Below are 21,378 nucleotides of genomic sequence, written 5' to 3'. Positions count from 1 at the left end.
AATTGGGACGTTCGTCCTGTCTTTTAGCTGGTCGTCGGCGTATCCTTGTAGGCTACTACAAGACGAGAAAGGTAGCGTATGGATCGAAATCAACTCGACCCCAGTGTCCCCAGCACCACGGAGGCCAAGAAGATCCCCCTTATCATCAAGGTCTACGCAGTCCTGTGCACCCTATCTGGCGTGGGCACGCTCCCGTCAGTCGCCGTCTTTATGTGGCAGGTCATCACCGCACTCATTAACGGCAACGTCGCCGCTAAGCTCGGTGATAACACCCTGGTCGCGGTTGGCCTTATCGTCGCCGGCATTATGCTCTCGGCGGCAAGCGCGATCATCTTGATCGTCTTTGGCCTGGACCTCATCAAGGACCAGCGGCGCAATGCCGCCCGCCTGTCTTACGTCCTCATCGCATTTACCGTCGTGGAGCTTTTAGTTGACGTGATGCTCCAGGGCATCGGACCCTTCCTGCTGCGCCCCGCCGTCCAGCTTGTCATCCTCATTGCGCTGTCGGCCACCGTCGACCCCACGCTACGCCAGGAGCGCGAACTGCAGCGCCGTCTGCAAGAGATGCTCGACCGCGATGCCGCCGCCGAGGGGATGCTCGGCCGCGACGAAACCGGCGAGGGCTACATCAAGCTCAACTACTTCAACCTGTTCTGGGTATTCTTCGTCTGCAGCGTGTTAGGTCTCATTCTCGAGGAAGTCTGGCATATGGTCGTCGTCGATCCCGGCGTCTATCAGGACCGTGCCGGTATGCTATTTGGCCCCTTTAGCCCCATCTACGGATTTGGCGCGGTGCTCATGACCATGGCGCTCAACCGCTTCTATAAAAAGAATCCTCTGATCATTTTCCTGGTAAGTGCCCTGATCGGCGGCGCTTTCGAGGTGTTTGTAGGCTGGTTTATGCAGACCTCATTTGGCGTGGTGTCGTGGAACTATTCACACATTAGGCTATTCGGCATGCCCGATCCCATCGCGGTATTGACCGGGGGACGCACATGCACGCCGTTTGCCTGCATGTGGGGCCTGGGTGGCCTCATCTGGATCAAGGTCTTGCTGCCGCGCCTGCTTAAGCTCATCAATATGATTCCATGGAAACGCCGCTACTCTGCTACCGTCATCCTGACCGCCGTCATGTTGATCGACGGCGTCATGACGTTGCAATCGCTCGACTATTGGTATCAGCGCGTCAACGGAACCGTTCGAAATATTCCCGTCGCACAGTTCTATGACAAGCATTTCGATAACGAATATATGGAGAACCGTTTTCAGAGTATGACCATGAGCCCCAAGGACGCCACACGCGTGTAGCAAACGCCAGAGCAAAATAGCTCCAACACATCAAAGCCCGCTGGCAGATCTACATGAACTGCCGGCGGGCTTTCGCTATAGACAGACTCGGATTGCCGACGAGGCCTTACGCCTCGCGCTCGACCTCGCTCACGCACTCGTTCTTGATGGTGCCGACGAGCGACTGCAGCGCATCGACCACATGCGGGCGAATGTCTCCGCCAATGAGCACGAGCATGATGTCGTCACCTACGGCAAGCTCGCCGCTTGCCAGCCACACGCGCACATAGCCGATACCCGGCATCGCGCGCGTGGCCTCGATAGCAGCCTGCACCTTGCTGGCGTCGTAGCCAAACACCATGCCGCCCACCTTGTGGCCCGGCGCCACGCCATCGGTCTCGACTCCGCGCACTTCGGCCTTGGGCGTCGCGCGCACCACACCGTTATGTGTCAGATACATACCGCACGCAGGTGCCGACGAATCGGCCTTGGCCTCGCGCAGCCAAGCATCAACCGAAGGCATCGTTTTGCCATTCTCGAGCATCATTTCTCCCTTACCGTCGTCGAGTAGCCAATTTGGAACGGGGCTTTTTAGCTACTCTCGAACAACTTATTCCTCGACCGGCGTGAGCACCATGACAGCACGCGTGTTGCTCAGCGATAACGAACGACAGGTCACAAGCGTCACGACCTTGGTTGCCGAAGCGGCACGATCGGTGGCATCGCTTGCCACGGCAGAGGCACCGTCGAGCATCTCGGACAGGTAGTTCTTGAGCCCGTCATCGCCCTCAAAATTGGGCGTGCGCGCCTTGGCATACGTGTCCTCGACCACTTTGGTCGCCAGCGGACGCAGCTTATAGGTGGCGTCGCGCGTGATGTAGTACACATATTTAATGCTATCGAACGTTGCCTGGTCAGTCGTATCCGAAATCACGTTGAACATCGATCCGTCGTTCATATGGTGTCCGTAGATCGTGGTTTGCTGGTCAACCATTCCCGGCGCGGTGTCATCACTATCCAAGAAAATGGCCCCGGACGCGTTAGATGTACCGTCAAACAGCGTGTTGAGGTACTTGGAGTTGTTGTTCGTCTGCACCACGGGATAGTTGATGTTGGTGCCGGGCGCGTAAATCCAACCCACAACCTCGGGATTTGTCTGGGCAAGCGCATTAAAGTCGATAATCGGCACGCCGCTGGCGTCCTTGTCGCTCACATATTGTTTTTCAATCTTTTGATACGACTCGCTCGCCTGTTTGTAGCCAATCTGAGCATTAATAAAGATAGCGGCGGCGGCGACAATCAGACCGATGCCCACGATGATGAGCAAGATGGGAATGATGGAGCGGCGCTTCTTACGCGGCGGCTCGGTGTAGCTGGACGACGCGGCATGCGATGAAGACCGGGACGGCTTCTTAGCTGCGCTATAAGACGAGGGACGATACGCAGCCGGCGTATCCTGGCGACGATGGGACGCCGGCGTTACGGAACGCGGCGCGCGCTGCTGCTGAGGAGAGGATGTCCGACCCTGCTGTGCCGCATGGGCAGCACCCGGCTTCGACGGATCGGGAATCTGAGAAGCCTTGAATCGTTTTCCCTGATAATCGGACATGGCTCTCCTTATACTGCGGTGAAACGGCGGAACGCCTAGGCGTCGGCCATCTCCTGCTTCATCTTCTCGATAACCTTGCGGTACTCGGGGTCGCATGCGCCCAGAATCTGCGTGGCATAAATGGCGGCGTTCTTGGCACCGTTGATGGCAACGCAGGCCACGGGCACACCCGAAGGCATCTGCACCATCGACAGCAGCGAATCCATACCGCCCAGGTCACTCGTCTTCATAGGCACGCCGATGACCGGCAGCGGCGTAAAGGCAGCCACGACACCACCCAGGTGAGCGGCCTTGCCGGCGGCGGCGATAATCACTTTGATACCGCGATCGGCGGCAGTCGAAGCCCACTCGTGGACCTTCGCCGGTGTGCGGTGTGCGCTCGCAATGACAAGCTCATAGGGCACGCCCAGCGCCTCGAGCTCGGCGGTGCAGCCTTCCATAACGCCCAGATCGGACTTGGAACCCATGATGATCCCGACAACCGGCTTTTGATCTGCCATAAACAAAGACCTCCTGTTGAGAGCGGTGACGCGGCCAATCCGCGACCCTTAACTACTGAGAGTAGTATAGCTGCTCCCGTCCCTGCGGTCTTTGTGGCGCTTCGCGGGCGGGCCAGGCTTTATCTTCACTCCGGTTGCTTCGCAAAGTCGTTCAGATAAAGCCTGGCCCGCCCGCGAAGCGCCCTGCGACCTACCGGGGATTGCCATGACGTACGTTGGCTGAAATATTAACGTGGGATCCGCCGTTCGAACGAACGGCGGATCCCACACTCACTTTTTATTCAGCCCTAGTCATCGCGCAAAGCCCCTTCGGCAGCACACGGTGCAGCCAAGTCACCGCAGGCCGGGGCGGGAGGGGCCGAGTTTCCTCCTGAGCGACTCTGCTTGCAGCCGGAGCGAAAGGGGGAAATCTCGGCCCCTCCCGCCCCGGCCGGCCAGGTCAACTACACCGTGTACTGCGGCAGGTCCTGCAGGGCGATGACGTCCATGCCCATGTCGTTGGCACTGCCGTGACCCTGCTGGTCCTCGCGCACCGCCTCGATGGCGCTCACGTACGTGTTGGCGGCAGACATCGCGGTCACGCAGGTCACGCCGCGACGCACGGCCTCGGTACGTAGCAGGTAGCCATCGCCACGCGAGCCCGGACCGTACGGCGTATTGATGATCACCGCGATCTTGCCATCGGCGATCAGGTCACCGATGTTGGGACGCTCGCCGTCGTGCGGGCCGCTGATCTTCTCCACGACCTCGCACGTCACGTTGCCGCCGCGCAGTACACGCGCCGTACCCTCGGTAGAGCAGATGTCAAAGCCCAGATAGCGCAGGATACGGGCGACCGAAAGGATATGGCGCTTGTCGCGGTCGCACACGCTAATGAACACCTTGCCGGCGCTCGGGTCGGGCAGCTTGTAGTCAATCGCCAGCTGCGTCTTGGCGTATGCCTCGGGATAGCTCTTGGCGATACCCATGACCTCGCCCGTCGACTTCATCTCGGGCCCCAGGATAACGTCAGCGCCCGGGAAACGACCCCAGGGCATAACGGCTTCCTTCATGCAGAACCAGTCCAGCTGGCGCTCGTCGCTCGGCAGGCCCAAGCTCGCGATGGAATCGCCTGCCATGATACGTGCGGCACACTTGGCGAGCGGCACACCGGTGGCCTTGGAGATAAACGGCACGGTACGGCTGGCACGCGGGTTGGCCTCGATCACGTAAACGGTCTCGCCCTTGATGGCATACTGCACGTTAACCAAGCCGCGGACTCCCAGCGCCATCGCGATGCGGCGCGTGGTCTCGCGAAGCTTTGCCTGCAGGCTCTCGCTAAAGCTGAACGGCGGAATGCAGGTCGCGGAGTCGCCAGAGTGGATACCGGCCTCCTCGATATGCTCCAGAATGCCGCCAATGTAGACCTCTTCGCCATCGCACAGGGCGTCGACATCGGACTCGATCGCACCCTCCAGGAAGCGGTCCAGATACACCGGGTAGTCGGGGCTAATGCGCGCGGCCTCGGCCATGTAATCGCGCAGGTGCTCGGCATCGTAGGCGATCATCATGCCGCGGCCGCCCAGCACGTAGCTCGGACGCACCAGCAGCGGGTAGCCGATGTGTGCGGCCACGGCCTCGGCCTCCTCAAACGAGGTGGCCTGGCCCGCCGGCGGGTACATGATGCCCAGCTTGTCGAGCAGGGCGGCAAAACGCTCGCGGTCCTCGGCAAAATCGATGGCGTCGGGCTTGGTACCCATGATGTTGACGCCGCTCTCCTCGAGCATGCGTGCCAGCTTAAGCGGGGTCTGGCCGCCGAGCGTCACCACGACGCCGTCGGGTCGCTCAACGTCAATGACGTCCATAACGTCCTCGTAGGTGAGCGGCTCAAAGTACAAGCGGTCCGAGGTGTCATAGTCGGTCGAAACGGTCTCGGGATTGCAGTTGACCATGATGGTCTCGAAGCCGCGGGCCGCCAGCGCGTAGCTCGCGTGCACGCAGCAGTAATCGAACTCGATACCCTGGCCGATGCGGTTGGGACCGGCGCCCAGGATCATCGCCTTGGGCTTGTCCGCCGGCGTGGTCTCGTCGGGAGCCACGCACTTCTTGGCATCCGGGCTCGTGCGGTAGATATTCTCGTACGTCTTGTAGTGGTACTCCGTGGCGCTCGAGAACTCTGCGGCACAGGTATCGACCGTCTTCATGCTGGGAACCACGCCCAGGCCCTTGCGGTAGGCGCGCACAAAGCGCTCGTCCGAGCCGGTCAGTGCGGCGATCTCGGCGTCGCTCGTGCCGTACTGCTTGAGCAGGCGCATCGCGTCGGCGTCGATATCCTCCACACGCAGGCCGCGGATGCTCTCCTGGACCTGCACCATGTCGTTGATACGGTTGAGGTACCACGGATCGATACCGCAGATGGCATGGATACGCGCAATGTCCCAGCTGCGGCGCAGGGCCTCGACCACAAAGAAGATGCGGTGCTCGGTCGGGGTGGCAACGGCCTGAGCGAGCTCGTCGTCGCTCAGCTTGTCGGCGCGCTCCTTGCCACCGGCGCAAATGCCCTGGTGTCCGTCCTCCAGCGAGCGCATGGCCTTGCCGAAGGCCTCCTCAAAGGTGCGGCCGATCGCCATAATCTCGCCCACGGCCTTCATGCGCGTGGTGAGCGTGGGGTCGGTGCCCTTGAACTTCTCGAAGGCAAAGCGCGGCACCTTGACCACGCAGTAGTCAATCGTGGGCTCAAAGCAGGCGGGCGTTGCCTTGGTGATGTCGTTGACGATCTCGTCGAGCGTATAGCCCACAGCCAGACGCGCGGCGGCCTTGGCGATAGGGAAACCCGTGGCCTTAGAGGCCAGCGCGGACGAACGGCTCACGCGCGGGTTCATCTCGATGACAATCAGGCGGCCGGTGTTGGGGTTCACGGCAAACTGCACGTTGGAGCCACCGGTCTCGACGCCGATCTTCTCCAGAATGGCGAGCGAGGCCACGCGCATGCGCTGATACTCAAGGTCGGAGAGCGTCTGCGCCGGCGCCACGGTGATGGAGTCGCCGGTGTGCACGCCCATGGGGTCGAGATTCTCGATGGAGCACACGATGATGCCGTTGCCGGCGTGGTCACGCATGACCTCCATCTCATACTCTTTCCAGCCCTCGATGGACTCCTCGACCAGCACCTCGTGGGCGGGCGAGAGCTCCAGGCCCTGGCTCACGATGGAGACGAGCTCCTCGTGGGTGTGAGCGATGCCGCCGCCGGCACCGCCGAGGGTAAAGCTCGGGCGCAGTACGCAGGGATAGCCCACGCGCTCGGCGATAGCCTCGGCGTCGGCCACGCTGTAGGCATAGCCCGAGCGCGCGACCTCCAGGCCAATCTCGGCCATGGCCTCGTTAAAGAGCTTGCGGTCCTCGCCGCGCTCGATAGCGGCCAGGTCGCAGCCGATCATCTCGACGCCGTACTTGTCCAGCGTGCCGTCTTTCGCCAGCTCGACGGCGGCGTTCAGACCGGTCTGGCCGCCCAACGTGGGCAGCAGCGCGTCCGGGCGCTCTTTCTTGATTACGCGCTCGATAAACTCGGCGGTGATGGGCTCGACATAGGTGCGGTCGGCAAGACCCGGGTCGGTCATGATGGTCGCCGGGTTGGAGTTGACCAGGATGACCTCAAAGCCATCCTCCTTGAGCACCTTGCAGGCCTGGGCGCCGGAGTAGTCAAACTCACAGGCCTGGCCAATAACGATGGGGCCCGAACCAATGACGAGGATGCGCTTGATGTCAGTACGTTTCGGCATGTTAGTTCTCCTCGGTTTCGGTCGCGGCGGTCTCGGACTCGGCGAAATTCCAGCCGGCAAGGCGGTCCTTCGCGGTGTCGATGTCCAGGTAGTTCTCCTCGCCGTCCATGAGTCGCGTAAAGGCGGTAAAGAGATAGTGGGCATCGGTGGGGCCGGGCGAGGCCTCGGGGTGGTACTGGACCGAGAAGCACGGGGCGTCGAGCAGCTGGATACCCTCGGCGGTGCCGTCGTTGAGGTTCACATGCGTCAGGCGAATGCGGCCAAAGCGCTCGTTCATCACGACCGGCGCGATTCCGCGGCGCACCCAGACGCGCAGATCTCCATCGGCCGCATGCTCGGTCTCGCCGCCGGAAAGCTCGGGGACAAGCTTGCCCAAGCTGGGGAACAGCAGGCCGAAGCCGTGGTTTTGCGCGGTGATCTCCACGCGGCGACTGACCAGATTCATAACCGGCTGGTTGCCACCGCGGTGACCGAACTTAAGCTTTTCCATCTGGGCGCCGCAGGCCAGGCTGATCATCTGGTGACCAAGACAAATACCAAAGACCGGCACCTTGCCGATCAGCTGCTGCACCTGCTCGTAGGTCTCCACCACGGCGTCGGGGTCGCCGGGGCCATTGGACAAAAAGACGCCGTCGGGATTCATGTCGAGCACCTGCTGGGCAGGCGTGTCCCACGGCACGACGGTAAGGTCGCAGCCGGCGCGGACCAGCCCCTCCAGAATGCCGCGCTTCACACCGCAGTCGTAGGCGACCACTTTGTGACGGGCAGGAGCGGCAGCCGAAAGCGCAAAGTCATGCGTGGCAGGCAGGTCGGCAGCCACAAACTCATGAGGCGCGGGGCAACTTACGGTCTTGACCAGGTTCTCGCCTACCAGCGTGGGCGCTGCGGCCAGACGCTCGGCAAGCTCGTCGACGTCGAAGATCTCGGTCGAGATAATGCCCATCTTGGAACCATTGTCGCGCAGGTGGCGTACCAGAGCGCGGGTGTCGACGCCCTCGATAGCGACGATGCCGTGAGCGCGCAGGTACTCCGACACGCTGACGGCCGAGCGCCAGCTAGAAGGCGTGGCGCACATGTCGCGAACGATCATGCCGCGCATAGCCGGAGCGCTCGCAGGGCGCACGGCGTCGCCGGGGAAGGCCGACTGGACGTCGGTCTCGTCGATACCGTAGTTGCCGATCTGCGGATAGGTCATGGTTACGATTTGGCCGGCATAACTCGGGTCGGTCATGACCTCAAAGTAGCCCTCGAGCGAGGTGTTGAAGCAGACTTCGCCGGTCGCGGTGCCCTCGGCGCCGCATGCACGTCCATAAAAAATGGTCCCATCCTCAAGATACAGGATGCAGGGACCGCAGGTGCCCTTGCTGGTTTTGGCCAGCATACGCTGGCAAAGCTCGCTGGGCGCGAAGGTGCGGGCGGCAGCGCCCGCGGTATGGTTGTTCGCCATAATTCTCCTTCCCGGTCTCACAGGACCGGCTTAAAGGTGTGTAGTTAGGCCTCGCGGTATTGTAACCGCAAGCATGCCTCATGGCGTTAATTTCATCGAAATGTTTACGAAATGATAATTATGACTTTCTATGCATAATGATTTTTTAATCCCCGTCCCAGAAAAATCATCCCGCGCGGGCTTGTGGCTCACGTGGGATGATGGCGTCTTATTATTTCTTGTCCTGCTCCAGCAGTTCGGACGGTGTGCGATCGGGCTTGCCGCCGCGGAAAATCTCGCGGCCATGCAGACGATGCTCCAGGTCACGCTCGGCCTTTTCCTCGTCAATCTTGGTCTGGCTCACCACCGGGTCTTCAATTAACGACGACACCGAGTTCACCTGCTTCTGAATGCGCTCGGCGATGGTGTCATCCATACTCACGATGCGCATCTTCCAGTCGATACTCGTGGCGTTGGATGAGCTCTTGGTCCACACGAACGTCAAAATGGCGCTCTGGTGGCCGCGCGCGGGGAACATGCCAAAGAAGGAATCGTGCTGAATGTTGCTATCCTCGTCGATATAGGCGTGAACGTTATACACCACGCGGTCGATCTTATCGTTGAGCAACGCGTTGGTCGCAAGCGCCGCGGCCTGAATCTGCCCGTTGGACAGCAGCTCGAGCTCGTTGGCAGACGATGTGTCCAACACCGTCACCTCGACCGTGCCCGTGCGTTCATCGGCTTCATCGACGGTAAAGTCGAGCGGGAACTGCGTAAAGCCGTTGCCCCATTCAAGTCCACCCTTGAGCGCGGTCGAAACGGTATCGACCGAAACGCTCTCGGACAGGTTGGCGGTGTTCAGACGACGCATCACGCCGTAGCCGATCTGCATGCCCACGATCAGCACCAAAATACCGATGACCACGGCCATCGCGGTCTTCGTAATGGTATGGCTCACCTGCGAGCCCGAAGGATCGTCCTCGGACAGCGGGTCGATATGTTTTGCCTGGCTCGCGCGGTCCTCGCTGCGCAGCTGCGCTAGCGCCGCTTTGTCACCGCGCTTGGCCGCAGCCTCCTTCTCACGCATGCGCTCGGTACGCTTTTTGGCGAGCGTGGGATCCAAGACGCCGGATGCATCGATTTCGGAGAATAACTCCGTCACTTCTTCCGGAGTCAAAGGGTTCTTGTCAGCCATAAACTTCCTGTCACATCAATCAGTCGAGCTCGTGCGCACGCGCACCTTCGAACTGCATTCGATAGTAACGGGCATAGGTGCCGCCACGGGCGAGAAGCTCCTCGTGCGTGCCACGCTCCACAACGCGACCATGCTCAACGGTCGCAATCTCATCGGCATGCTTAATGGTCGAAAGACGGTGGGCGATGATAATCGTGGTGCGGCCGCGTGCCAGCTCTTCGAGTGACTCCTGCACCGCCTCCTCGCTCTCGTTATCCAAAGCACTCGTCGCCTCGTCCAAAATCAGGATCTTGGGGTTCTTGAGAAACACGCGCGCGATGGCAACGCGCTGCTTCTGTCCGCCCGAAAGACGGCTGCCGCGCTCGCCCACCACGGTGTCGTAGCCCTGCGGAAGCGACTCGATAAAGGCATCGATGTTGGCGCGACGGGCGGCTTCGGCGATCTCTTCTGCCGTGGCGCCCGGCTTGCCGTAGGCGATGTTCTCGCCAATCGTACCGTCAAATAGATAGACATCCTGCTGCACCAGGCCGATGGCGCGGCGCAGGCTCTGCTGCGTCACATCGCGCACGTCCTGGCCGTCGATGCTAATGGATCCGGCAGCCACGTCATAAAAGCGCGGCAGCAGCGAACAGGTCGTGGACTTGCCACCGCCCGAAGGGCCAACCAGCGCGATGGTCTGCCCGGGCTTGATGGACAGATTCATATGGTCGATAACGGGACGCTCGTCGGCATAGCCCTCGCCCAGCTCGACATCCTCGTAGTTAAAGCACACGTCGTGATACTCCACGGCGCCGGCAGTCACCTGCAGATCCGTAGCGCCCGGCTTGTCCTGGATATCCGGCGCGGTCGAGAGCACCTCGTCCATACGTTTAAAGCCGGCGATGGCCTTCTGATACGTTTCGGCCGAATTGACGAGCGTCTCGAGCGGCGTGCAGAACAGCGAAATATAGAGTGCGAAGGTCGCCATATCGACCGCCTGTAGCTGTCCCTGGGCGACCAGCCATCCGCCCAGCAGCACTACGATCACATAGAGCACACCCGAGAGCAGGCCATACGTCGCGGTATAGACGCCCATGGCGTGATACATGTTCTCCTTGGACGAAAGATAGCGATTGTTGGAGGCGCGGAACTTGAAGCGTTCGGTCTCCTCATTGGCAAAACTCTTGACCACGCGTATGCCCGCCAGCGAATCCTGCAGCTGCGCATTGATGCCGCTGATCTTTTTGCGGTTGTCGCTAAAGACCTCGCGCATGCGCATGTTCTGCCAAAACATGATGACCGCAAACGCTGCCGTCACCACAGCCATGGCAAGCGCCAGCACCGGGGCGATGGTAAAGAGGATCACAAACGAGCCGATGATTTCGATGCCGCAGATGATGATCCACTCGGGCACGTGATGCGCCGCCTCGCAGATATCGAACAGGTCGTTGACCACGCGGCTCATCATGTCGCCCGAGCTGTTGCGGTCGAAGTACGCAAAGCTAAAGCGCTCATACTGGTCGAACAGGTCCTCGCGCATTTTGGACTCCATACGCGCGCCCATCACGTGACCCCAATAGCTCACAAAATAGCGGCAGGCGCAGCGGACGGCATACATCAGCACCAAGCCCACCGCGATCATACCGAGCGCCTGCATAATGGCAGTCTGACCCTGAGTAAACAGTCCACCGGTCAAATTGCGCAGGATAATGGGGAACGCCAGGTCAATGGCGGCAAGCACCAGAGCACAAACAGTATCAGCAACAAAAAGCCCCATCTGGCGCTTGTAGTACGAAAGAAACCTCTTCAGCATGTGATCCTCAAAGAAATATCAGCAACGTAAGGCCCTGGGACAAAGCAATCAGTAGTACTTGTCCCAGGGCTATCCCCACTCGTTAAAGCTCCGTGCCCCCAAGGCGGTGCGCGATGCTGTCGCAGGCAAGCGCGCCTACAACGGTCTTGGCGTCTTCGATCTTGCCGTCGAGCACGGCATCGATTAGCTCGTGCAGCGGCACCAGGTCCACGTTGACAAACTCGTCATCATCGGGGTTGGGCGCATCAAACTCGAGCTTGGTAGCCAAGTAGATGTGGATGATCTCATCGCAAAAACCGCAGGACGTGACAATCGACGTCAAAAAGCGAATACGACCAGCCCTAAAGCCCGTCTCCTCATGCAGTTCGCGCTTGGCGCAATCGAGCGGGTCCTCGCCCGGGTCGAGCTTGCCGGCGGGAATCTCGACCGTCACGCGGTCGATGGCGGTGCGGTACTGACGCACCAGTACGATCTTGCCGCTCTCGGTCAGTGCCACAACGGCCGCCGCACCCGGATGGCGAACGATATCGCGGGCGCTGCGGTGACCGTTGGGCAGCTCAACCTCAAGACGATGGACGTCGAGGATCTTGCCCTTCCAGGCGCACTCCTCCGAAAGAATCTTCTCGTGCAGCTCGGCATCGTGCGGGTCGTCATCGCCCAGCACCAGCACCGGCTCGTCAGCGACCTCGCCGCCAGACTCGCCCTCGGCGTGCCCATACACGCGGCTGTCCTCCTCGACGATCTGCGCGTCCACGAGCTCTTCGTTCTTCTCGTCCATCCGTCTCATCCCTCTCGGACTTTAGGCATCCCAGGCGTCGCGGCCACGCAGCGCGCGCAGGCCGATGTCATGACGCAGGGTCTTGCCCTCAAAATCAATCTTCTCGCAGGCCTCGTAGGCAAGGTTGCGAGCGTTCTCGAACGTGTCACCCAGAGCGGTCACGGCAAGCACACGGCCGCCGTTGGTCACGAGCTGACCGTCCACCACGGCGGTGCCGGCATGGTACACGGTCACGTTCTCCATGGCCTCGGCGTCGGCGATGCCGGTGATGACCTTGCCCTTCTCGTAGCTGCCGGGGTAGCCCGCACTCGTCAGGACAACGGCAACGGCCCACTCGTCACGCCAGTCGAGTTCAATCTGATCGAGCTCGCAGTTGGCACAAGCCAGCATGACCTCGACCAGGTCGTTCTTAAGGCGCGGCAGCACGACCTGCGTCTCGGGGTCGCCAAAGCGGGCATTGAACTCCAGCACCTTGGGGCCGGCAGGCGTGAGCATAAAGCCGCCGTACAGGCAGCCGCGGTAGTCGATACCCTCAGCAGCGAGCTCGGCCACGGTCTGCTCCATGACCTTCACCATGGTGGCGTGCTCCTCATCGGTCACGATGGGCACCGGGCTGTAGACGCCCATGCCGCCGGTGTTGGGACCCTTGTCGCCCTCGAGCGCACGCTTGTGGTCCTGCGAAGTGGCCATGGGGCGCACGGTCTTGCCGTCGGTAAAGGCCAGCAGCGAGCACTCGGGGCCGGTCAGCATCTCCTCGATGACCACGGTGTTGCCGGCATCGCCAAAGGTGCCGCCAAAGCACTCGCGCACGGCCTCCTCGGCCTGCTCAAGTTCGGTCGCCACGATAACGCCCTTGCCGGCGGCAAGGCCGTCGGCCTTCACGACCAGCGGGGCGCCCTGCTCACGCACGTAGGCGAGAGCCGAAGCCTCGTCGGTAAACGAACCATAGGCTGCCGTCGGAATGCCCGCACGCTCCATGAGCTGCTTGGAGAACAGCTTGGAGCCCTCCATCTGGGCACCCTCGGCACCCGGGCCAAAGCAGGGAATACCCGCCGCGCGCACGGCGTCGGCCACGCCCGCCACGAGCGGAGCCTCGGGGCCAATCACCACGAGTCCGCATCCGTGGCTCTGCGCAAACGCCGCCACGGCCGCAGGATCGCAGTCGTCGAGAACAACGTTCTCGCCGCAGCTCGCGGTGCCGCCGTTACCCGGCGCGATGTAGAGCTTGCCGGCGCGCGGTGATGCTGCGAGCTTAGCTGCCAAAGCATGCTCACGGCCGCCGCTGCCCAACAACAGGATGTCGATGGTTTGAGTGTCCGCCTTCAAGGGTGCCTCCTCTATGGATGAACGGCCCGCTCCGCGCGAGCCCTTTGCAAGCAAATATACCCCTCGGCCGCCCGTCCGGGCTGCAAAGGGGTATATCGCAATAACCAAATAGTCCCGATTACTTCCAGAATCGGTTGATGATCTTCTCGCGACCAGCGCCAACGCCAATGAACGTCACGCGGGTGTGTGCCAGATCCTCGATAAACGCCACGTAGTCCTGAGCCTCCTGCGGCAGCTCCTCAAAGCTGCGGCAGCCGGTGATATCGCACTTCCAGCCAGGAAGCTCCTCGTAGATGGGCTTGGCGTGCTCAAAGCGAACCTGATGCTCGGGCACGCTGGTATAGCGCTCGCCATCGACGTCGTAGGCCACGCACACCTTGATGGTGTCGAAAGCCGAAAGCACGTCGAGCTTGGTCATGGCGATATCGGTGAGGCCGTTGACGCGCGAGGCGTAGTTGGCGATGGGGCCGTCGAACCAGCCGCAGCGACGACGGCGACCGGTGGTCACGCCGTACTCGTAGCCCTCCTCGGTCAGCGTGTGACCGGCCTCGGACTCATAGGAAAGCTCGGTGGGCATGGGGCCCGAACCGACGCGGGTGATATAGGCCTTCATGACGCCCAGCACGCGGTCGACGTTCTTCATACCGACGCCGGAGCCGGTGATGGCGCCGCCGGCGGTGCAATTGGAAGACGTCACGTACGGATAGGTACCGTGGTCGATGTCGAGCAGCGTCGCCTGGGCGCCCTCAAACAGCAGGTCCTTCCCCTCGTCGATCATGTTGTTGAGCAGCAGGCTCGTCTCGGTGATGTAGGGACGCAGGCGCTCGGCCATCGGCAGGTACTCGTCGCAAATCTGGTCCACGGTGTAGGTGGGCAGGTTGTAGATGAGCTCGAGCTCGGGGTTCACGCGGGCGAGGGCGGTCTCCAGCTTGTCGCGGAACAGCGCCTCGTCCAGCATGTCCTGCATGCGCAGGCCAATGCGGGCCATCTTGTCCTGATAGCACGGACCGATGCCACGCTTGGTGGTACCGATGTTCTTCTTGCCGAGCTTCTGCTCAAAGGCGCCATCCAGATCGATGTGGTACGGCATGATGACATGCGCGTTGCCGCTAATCTTGAGGTTCTTGGTGGTGATGCCGTCGGCCTCGAACATGTCGATTTCCTCAAGGACAACCTTGGGGTTGACGACGCAGCCGTTACCGATCACCGACACGTGGTCGGAATACATGATGCCGGAGGGCACCTGGTGCAGGCCGTACTTCTTGCCGTTGACGACGATGGTGTGACCGGCGTTGTTGCCGCCCGAGTAGCGCACGACGGCATCGAAGTCGCCGGCGACCAGGTCGCAAATCTTACCCTTGCCCTCATCGCCCCACTGGGCACCGACCAAAACGGTTGACGGCATGTTTACTCCTTACATTCATGGACTGTCTACGCGCCACGCCGGCACGCAGAAGCACAAAACATTCCCAGTATACCCGTGCAACGGGCGCCTGTCCTACTCCTCGGCATGTGCCCCATCAAGCTCATAGAACTTGGTGGATGCCGGCAGGAACATCAGGTCGACGTCGCCGATCGGGCCCGAACGGTTCTTGGCCACGACGATACGCGTAACGCCCTCGTCGGGTCGATCGTCGCGCGAGGCTTCGGCCTCGTCGGCGGAGCGGTCCAAGAACATAACGATATCGGCGTCCTGTTCGATGGAGCCCGATTCACGAAGGTCGGAAAGCTGTGGGCGCTTGCCGGTACGGGATTCGACCTGACGTGAGAGCTGTGACAGCGCGATGAGCGGGATCTTGAGCTCCTTGGCCATGATCTTCAAACCACGCGACATCTCCGAGACCTCGACGGTACGGCTCTCGGAGCGGCGTCCCGGCGGAGGACTCACCAGCTGCAGGTAGTCCAAGATGATGATTGCCTTCTCCTTGTTATGGAGCATACGGCGGCTCTTGGCGCGAATCTCGGTCACTGTGGTGCCGGGCGTATCGTCAATCAGAATATCGAGCTTGGACAAGGTCTGCGTGGCCTCGTTGATATTGGCCCACTGCTCGGGGCTAATGCGGCCCATGCGGAAGTCACTGATCGAGATCATGGCGTAGGCACAAATCAGACGCTGGGCAATTTCCTTGCCCGACATCTCCAGCGAGAAGAAGCCGACGGTATAACCGGCAGCGGCAGCGTTGAGCGCCAGATTCAGGGCGAACGACGTCTTACCCACAGCAGGGCGGGCGCCGATAATGATGAGCTGGCCCTCGCGGAAGCCCATGAGCATACGGTCGAGTGACGGAAAGCCCGTGGGCACGCCCGCCGCCTGACCACCGGCCTGGCACACTTCCTCGGCCTCGTTATAGGCTTCGACCATAAACTCGGTCAACGTCTTGTAGCTCGACTTGACCTCGCGCGCCGTAACCTTGAGCAGCTTGCTCTCGGCCAGCTCGACAACCTCTTTGGTGTCGGTGGGGGCGTTATATGCCAGCGCGTTGATCTCGTTGGTGGCGCCGATCAGCTCACGCAGCATCGAATCGCGGCGAACGATGGCGGCATGATGCTGCCAGTTGACGAGCGACAGGGTCTGACCCATCAACTCCAAAATGTACGCTTCGCCGCCCACGGCATCGAGCTTATTGATGCTTCGCAGGTAATCGATCAGCGAGATGGAGTCGATGGGAATGCGGCTGTTGTACATATCGACCATCGCGGTATAGATGGTCTTATGAATGGGCCGGTAGAAGTCATCGGGCTGCAGCTCGACCTGGGCCTCTTCGACCACCTCGGGCGATAGCAGCATAGCGGCCAGTACATTGGCCTCTGCATCTTGGTTTTGGGGAAGACCCAACTTTGAGCCGCGGTCCTCAACCGTCAGCCCGGTCTCCCTATCGTCATATGCCATGAGCATCCTCATTCATATCGCTTGCGAGCATCCATAGTATCAGCCACGGTCCCAAAACGCGCCGCGCGCGACCAATCATCACCGAACCAAACGGATGAACGGTCCCACGAATAGACCTCACCGCAACGCCCTCTATGGCGCTCGCATCGCGCTAAAAAGCAAAAAGGGCGCCCTGGTTTCCCAGAGCGCCCTTCTTAGAACAAGATTGTTGCGTTGCAGCAAATGCTACTCGGCAGCAGCCTCAGTCTCGACCTCGGCGGTCTCGGCCTCGGCGACCTCAGCGGCCTCCTCGACCTCAGCCTCGGCAGCGAGCTCCTCGGCGGTAACGCCGACGAGAACGACAACCTCGGCCTTGATCTCGCGGTACAGCGAGATGGCAACGGTGTGGGCGCCGGCAACCTTGATGGGCTTACCGAGCTCGACGCGCTTGCGGTCGATGTCCATACCGAGCTGAGCCTTGATGGCGTCAGCGATCATAGCGGCGGTAACGGAGCCAAAGAGGATGCCCTCGTCGCCGACCTTGACGTCAACGGTGACCGTCTTGCCCTCGAAGGCAGCCTTGGTCTCGTTGGCGGTAGCCAGACGGACGGCCTCGCGCTTGGCGATGTTGTTGCGACGCTCGTCAAGCTGCTTGAGGTTGCCCTTGGTGGCGGCAACAGCGAGCTTCTTGGGGAACAGGAAGTTCTCAGCGTAACCCTGAGCGACCTCTACGACGTCACCCTCGCCGCCCTTGCCCTTGATCTCATCGAGAAGAATAACCTTCATGATGCGTCTCCCTTCTTAGCCGCGGTCGCGGTTGCCACGAGAGGAAACCACGGGGACGGTGTACGGCAGGAGAGCCATCTCGCGGGCGCGCTTGATGGCGTTGGCGATGTCATGCTGATGCTGCGTGCAAGCGCCAGTGACGCGACGGGGCTTGATCTTGCCACGGTCGGTCATGTACTTACGGAGAAGCTGAGTGTCCTTATAGTCGATGAACTCAGTGTTCTCCTTGCAGAACTGGCAGTACTTACGACGCGGCTGACGTGCAGAAAAATCATTAGCCATGTCAAAATACCTTTCGTTTGGCAACTTCGGCGAACCGAAGCCGCCTCTCACTCAAAAATAGGTGAACAACCCTTAGAACGGGATGTCCTCATCGTAGACGTCGACCGCGGGCGGCGTAGCCACCGGTGCGGCAGGACGTGCTGCGGGCGCGGGAGCTGCGGGGGCGTAACCGCCCTGATCGTAGCCACCCTGGCCACCACGGGAGCTCATAAACTCGATCTCATCGACGATGACCTCAAGCTTGCTCCGGCGCTGGCCGTCGCGCTCCCAAGAGCTGTAGCGCAGCTTGCCCTCGATCGCGACCTTGTTTCCCTTTGCCAGGAAACGGCTCACGGCCTCGGCGCGGGTGCCGAACATGGTGCAGTCGACAAAGTTGGGATAGTCCTCCCACTCGCCAGTCTGCGCGTTGCGGCGACGATCGTTCACGGCGACGCCAAAGGACAGAACCTGGGTTCCGCCGGCGGTGGCGCGCAGCTCGGGATCGCGGGTGAGGTTACCGGTGATGTTCACTCGATTGATGCTCATAACTCACTACTTCCTCTTGGGGCACAAGCCCAGTCCAAAACGACAGTCTTACTCCTGGTCGTCGCGACGGACGATCATGTGGCGGACCACAGCGTCGGTGATGCGCAGGACGCGATCAAGCTCGGCGATCTGGGTAGGATCTGCGTGGAAGTTGATGAGGGTGTAGTCACCATCGGTGAGGTCGTTGATCTCGTAGGCGAGCTTGCGCTTGCCCCACTCGTCAACGGAGTCGACCTTGCCAGCGCCCTCAGCGATCGTGGTATCGATACGCTTCATAACAGCGAGACGAGTCTCGGGGTCGAGCGACGGGTCAACAAAGAACAGCAGTTCATAAGCCTTCATATTGTCACCTCCTCTGGGCAAATGTGGCTTCAGGTCGTGAAGGTGCGCCTGAAGCAGGAAAAGACTTGGTAATAATATCTTTCAACCTCCTAGGCTGCAATAATTTGCAGCTACAACCTCATGACCTCCACATATACCCATACTCGCACGACGTTTCATGCGCATTCCAACCAAATGCTGACCAAAAGCTTGACGAATCTGTGGACAAGATACGGTGCCGTGGAGACAAGCTGAGCCAAGCCACAGGTCGACGGGCACAAGGCTGTGGTCGCAAAATGCATACCAGTGGCCCACAGCACCACCCAAAGATTTTTATATTCATTGCCAAGTCGCTTATGAATACCCCTTTTGAACAATTGAGTTGATCAACCACACTGGTCGGAAGCCGTTTTTTGGCACCTCAAACCCCACTGCAACGCCAAACGCGGCCAAGCGTTTTAAAAAATGCCAACTTTTCTGTTTGCACTTTGCGATTCCTCGTGTATACTGACTTTCGCATTTAACGGAGAGTTGTCCGAGTGGCCGAAGGAGCACGATTGGAAATCGTGTAGGCGTCAAAAGCGTCTCCAGGGTTCAAATCCCTGACTCTCCGCCAGTTAATTCCAAAGCAGGCCTTCGAGCCTGCTTTGTTTTTACCCCACGCGGAGGGGTGGCAGAGTGGTTGAATGCGGCGGTCTCGAAAACCGTTTGGCCTGTATAAGGTCACGAGGGTTCGAATCCCTCCTCCTCCGCCATTAGATGGTATGAGCCCCAGCAATGGGGCTTTTTTGTTATCGAAATACGTCTCGATCCCACGCTTCCCCAAACATGTACGTCACCCTCCAAAACCGACATTTTTCGACATCTTTGAAGGCTGGCGTACACGTTTGGATTGAGTTCACGGGAGTGGCACTATTCGGAAGGTGCCTCTTCGTCTCGCATGCCCTTCCAGTTGCGGATAAGCGCCTCGCGTAGTTCGTTTTGCTCTCGCTGGTACCCGGTGTCGGTACAGCGAGGCATGCCGAGTGCTTCGCGAATGTTGTTCATGGCGCGGTGAAAGGCGAGCTGGCTGCCGAACTGAGCCGAAGTGAGCGTAACGATTCGATATCCCATTTGGGAGAGAACGGCCTCTCGCTCCGCATCTGCTCCCTTGCGCTCGAGCTCATCGTGAAAACCGCCCTTATATTCGATACCGAGCTCCCTGCGCTTATAGGTAATGAGGGCATCGATTTTGAGTGTTCGGGCTTTTGTGCAATGCCAGAGACGTTGAGGGATCTCGAGCGGTTTGTTGAGTTCGATACCTCGGATACCAACGCCGCCTTCGCTTGTTGGGAGCGAGAGGGCGATTGCCGAAGCGGTCTCCATAGGCGAGGCCGAGTGATCGTAGATGTGCCTGAGCGCGAGCCGTGCACGTGTGGCACCGGGTTTGCCGGGGTGCCGATCGAGCAATTTGGTTATTTCATCCTTGGAGGTAGTGGCTGGTTGCCCGGTATAAGGGTCGGCGGGATTGAGCCTCATGCGATAATCGCCGCAAACTTCATAGCCATATTCGAGATATTCGATCCTATCCATCCACTCGGCAGCGAGCACAAAGGTGAAGGCTTCGTCGGTGATGAAGATTCCGGGCGTCAACTCGTTAATATGCTCGTAGGGAAGATTTTGTCCAAGAATGTGACAAACGACGCCTTTGGTACGAATTCGCTCGAATTCGAATACAACCGCGATATCGATAGTCTTAAGCATATCGGACGGAATGCCGCAGTCGGTAAGAGCCTGTCGTATGCGCGCAACACGTTGCTGGGTGGAGATGCCTTGTGCGCCTATCTGGTAGTCGTGCCGCGCAAGAGACTGAACCAAATTCTGGGGTGCATGATGGACAAGCCATGCGGTTTTATGCGAAATGAGAACAGGGGTATCCATTGAGGGCCTCTCGCTCTGAGCCGGTATCCAACTCTTATGTCCGTTGAAGTGGGGAAATATACCGGATGTGAGTAAATCGACTCATGCATGCCGCGCATGATATGCAAACGCGTACGTCACCCTCCAAAGATGCCGAAAAATGTCGTTTTTGGAGGCTGACGTACACGTTTTGGACCCCCGGCATTCCAACAACGCCACGCCCGCATCCAGTCCCGACCGTTTGCCGAGCAATAGGGTCGCAATCGGCGCCGAACATGTACTATGTACGGGCATTGTCAAAATCCGTAACCCAAAGGACCCCATCTTGCCCGTCGTCGCCGCCATAACCATTACCTCACATGCCTCGGATGCCATGGTCGCTATTCCGTTTTGGCTCGAGATGTTCGCTGTTGTCGCTGCATCGATCTCGGGCGTGCTGGTTGCGCGCGAGCATAAGCTCGACCTGGTGGGTGCAGTTGCGCTCGCCGTGGTCTGCGGACTGGGCGGCGGTCTTTTACGCGATATGACGCTGCAGGTAGGCAACGTCTACATCCTCAACCAGCCGATGGCGCTCCCGCTTTCCATTGCCACGGCAGCCATCATCTATATCTTCCCGGCTATCGTCGACAAGCCCGAAAAACTCATCCCCTTGCTCGACATCATCTCGGTCGGCATCTATGCGGCAACCGGCGCAGACAAGGCGCTGGTCTACGGCTTTGCGCCGGCGGTGTGCATCATGATGGGCTTTTTTACCGCGGTGGGCGGCGGCATGCTGCGCGACGGCTTTATGGGCGTGGTTCCGGGCATTTTCCAACGTACTAACTTTTATGCCATCGCCGCCATCGCCGGATCGACAAGCTATGTGTGTCTCGTTATGAGCGGCATCATGAGCAATGTCGCCGCGCTGGTCGTATGCGTTGTCGTGACCATGGGTCTGCGCTGGCTCTCGCTGCGCTTTGACATCAAAAGCCCCACCGAAGAAGATATCGCGCGCTTTTTGCACCGTAAAAAGTAGACAGCACGGC

Annotated in this window: 18 protein-coding genes and 2 tRNA genes; 4 read left to right on the top strand and 16 right to left on the bottom strand. The window is 60.0% G+C overall.

Annotation, left to right across the window (positions count from 1 at the left end; genetic code table 11):
• Positions 1–78 precede the first annotated feature (78 nt).
• Positions 79–1,308: a putative ABC transporter permease gene (locus HMPREF9463_RS00305; protein ID WP_035136531.1), complete on the top strand. Its 1,230-nt coding sequence runs from the start codon at positions 79–81 to the stop codon at positions 1,306–1,308.
• A 106-nt stretch (positions 1,309–1,414) separates the two neighbouring features.
• Here the strand turns inward: HMPREF9463_RS00305 and HMPREF9463_RS00300 are convergent, their stop codons facing one another.
• From HMPREF9463_RS00300 to rpsF, 15 genes are all read right to left on the bottom strand, one after another.
• A complete protein-coding gene (locus HMPREF9463_RS00300) occupies positions 1,415–1,831 on the bottom strand; it encodes a molybdenum cofactor biosynthesis protein MoaE (protein WP_035137103.1) in 417 nt (138 codons plus the stop codon).
• A gap of 66 nt (positions 1,832–1,897) precedes the next feature.
• Complete coding sequence (locus HMPREF9463_RS00295) at positions 1,898–2,896, bottom strand: class B sortase (protein WP_035136530.1); 999 nt, start codon at positions 2,894–2,896, stop codon at positions 1,898–1,900.
• A 35-nt stretch (positions 2,897–2,931) separates the two neighbouring features.
• Positions 2,932–3,396 (bottom strand): 5-(carboxyamino)imidazole ribonucleotide mutase, encoded by a 465-nt coding sequence (purE, locus tag HMPREF9463_RS00290; RefSeq protein WP_006235810.1) that lies wholly within the window; start codon positions 3,394–3,396, stop codon positions 2,932–2,934.
• A gap of 443 nt (positions 3,397–3,839) precedes the next feature.
• Positions 3,840–7,154 (bottom strand): carbamoyl-phosphate synthase large subunit, encoded by a 3,315-nt coding sequence (gene carB / locus HMPREF9463_RS00285; protein ID WP_035136529.1) that lies wholly within the window; start codon positions 7,152–7,154, stop codon positions 3,840–3,842.
• Between the two features lies 1 nt (position 7,155).
• On the bottom strand, positions 7,156–8,601 hold the full coding sequence (gene carA / locus HMPREF9463_RS00280) for a glutamine-hydrolyzing carbamoyl-phosphate synthase small subunit (RefSeq protein WP_035136528.1): 1,446 nt from the start codon (positions 8,599–8,601) through the stop codon (positions 7,156–7,158).
• Between the two features lie 211 nt (positions 8,602–8,812).
• Complete coding sequence (locus tag HMPREF9463_RS00275) at positions 8,813–9,775, bottom strand: hypothetical protein (protein WP_035136527.1); 963 nt, start codon at positions 9,773–9,775, stop codon at positions 8,813–8,815.
• A gap of 19 nt (positions 9,776–9,794) precedes the next feature.
• Positions 9,795–11,567: an ABC transporter ATP-binding protein gene (locus HMPREF9463_RS00270; protein ID WP_035136520.1), complete on the bottom strand. Its 1,773-nt coding sequence runs from the start codon at positions 11,565–11,567 to the stop codon at positions 9,795–9,797.
• 82 nt (positions 11,568–11,649) lie between these two features.
• A complete protein-coding gene (locus HMPREF9463_RS00265) occupies positions 11,650–12,345 on the bottom strand; it encodes an NUDIX domain-containing protein (RefSeq protein WP_198019881.1) in 696 nt (231 codons plus the stop codon).
• 21 nt (positions 12,346–12,366) lie between these two features.
• Positions 12,367–13,671 carry a phosphoribosylamine--glycine ligase gene (gene purD / locus HMPREF9463_RS00260; protein WP_035136518.1) on the bottom strand — a complete coding sequence of 435 codons (1,305 nt, stop codon included), beginning with the start codon at positions 13,669–13,671 and terminating at the stop codon, positions 12,367–12,369.
• 118 nt (positions 13,672–13,789) lie between these two features.
• Positions 13,790–15,076 (bottom strand): adenylosuccinate synthase, encoded by a 1,287-nt coding sequence (locus HMPREF9463_RS00255; protein WP_035136515.1) that lies wholly within the window; start codon positions 15,074–15,076, stop codon positions 13,790–13,792.
• Positions 15,077–15,169: 93 nt separating this feature from the next.
• On the bottom strand, positions 15,170–16,567 hold the full coding sequence (gene dnaB, locus HMPREF9463_RS00250; protein WP_006235827.1) for a replicative DNA helicase: 1,398 nt from the start codon (positions 16,565–16,567) through the stop codon (positions 15,170–15,172).
• Positions 16,568–16,786: 219 nt separating this feature from the next.
• Positions 16,787–17,326: a 50S ribosomal protein L9 gene (gene rplI / locus HMPREF9463_RS00245; protein WP_022094073.1), complete on the bottom strand. Its 540-nt coding sequence runs from the start codon at positions 17,324–17,326 to the stop codon at positions 16,787–16,789.
• A 15-nt stretch (positions 17,327–17,341) separates the two neighbouring features.
• On the bottom strand, positions 17,342–17,608 hold the full coding sequence (gene rpsR, locus HMPREF9463_RS00240; protein WP_006235829.1) for a 30S ribosomal protein S18: 267 nt from the start codon (positions 17,606–17,608) through the stop codon (positions 17,342–17,344).
• Positions 17,609–17,680: 72 nt separating this feature from the next.
• Positions 17,681–18,133, bottom strand: coding sequence for a single-stranded DNA-binding protein (locus HMPREF9463_RS00235; RefSeq protein WP_006235830.1), 453 nt, complete (start codon positions 18,131–18,133; stop codon positions 17,681–17,683).
• A gap of 48 nt (positions 18,134–18,181) precedes the next feature.
• Positions 18,182–18,475 (bottom strand): 30S ribosomal protein S6, encoded by a 294-nt coding sequence (gene rpsF, locus HMPREF9463_RS00230; RefSeq protein WP_006235831.1) that lies wholly within the window; start codon positions 18,473–18,475, stop codon positions 18,182–18,184.
• A gap of 504 nt (positions 18,476–18,979) precedes the next feature.
• Between rpsF and HMPREF9463_RS00225 the strand changes: the two genes are divergently transcribed.
• Positions 18,980–19,070 (top strand) — tRNA-Ser (locus HMPREF9463_RS00225).
• 48 nt (positions 19,071–19,118) lie between these two features.
• Positions 19,119–19,209, top strand: a tRNA-Ser gene (locus tag HMPREF9463_RS00220).
• A 157-nt stretch (positions 19,210–19,366) separates the two neighbouring features.
• Here the strand turns inward: HMPREF9463_RS00220 and HMPREF9463_RS00215 are convergent.
• The gene (locus HMPREF9463_RS00215; RefSeq protein ID WP_035136513.1) at positions 19,367–20,374 is read right to left on the bottom strand and encodes a PDDEXK family nuclease; all 1,008 of its coding nucleotides are present in this window, start codon (positions 20,372–20,374) and stop codon (positions 19,367–19,369) included.
• 304 nt (positions 20,375–20,678) lie between these two features.
• Between HMPREF9463_RS00215 and HMPREF9463_RS00210 the strand changes: the two genes are divergently transcribed.
• On the top strand, positions 20,679–21,368 hold the full coding sequence (locus tag HMPREF9463_RS00210; RefSeq protein WP_226812580.1) for a trimeric intracellular cation channel family protein: 690 nt from the start codon (positions 20,679–20,681) through the stop codon (positions 21,366–21,368).
• The last annotated feature ends 10 nt before the right edge of the window (positions 21,369–21,378 follow it).

This window comes from Collinsella sp. 4_8_47FAA, assembly GCF_000763055.1.
Classification (GTDB): Bacteria; Actinomycetota; Coriobacteriia; order Coriobacteriales; family Coriobacteriaceae; genus Collinsella.
Note: the sequence above shows the minus strand (reverse complement) of the source record. Positions and strands in the feature narration are given on the sequence as shown.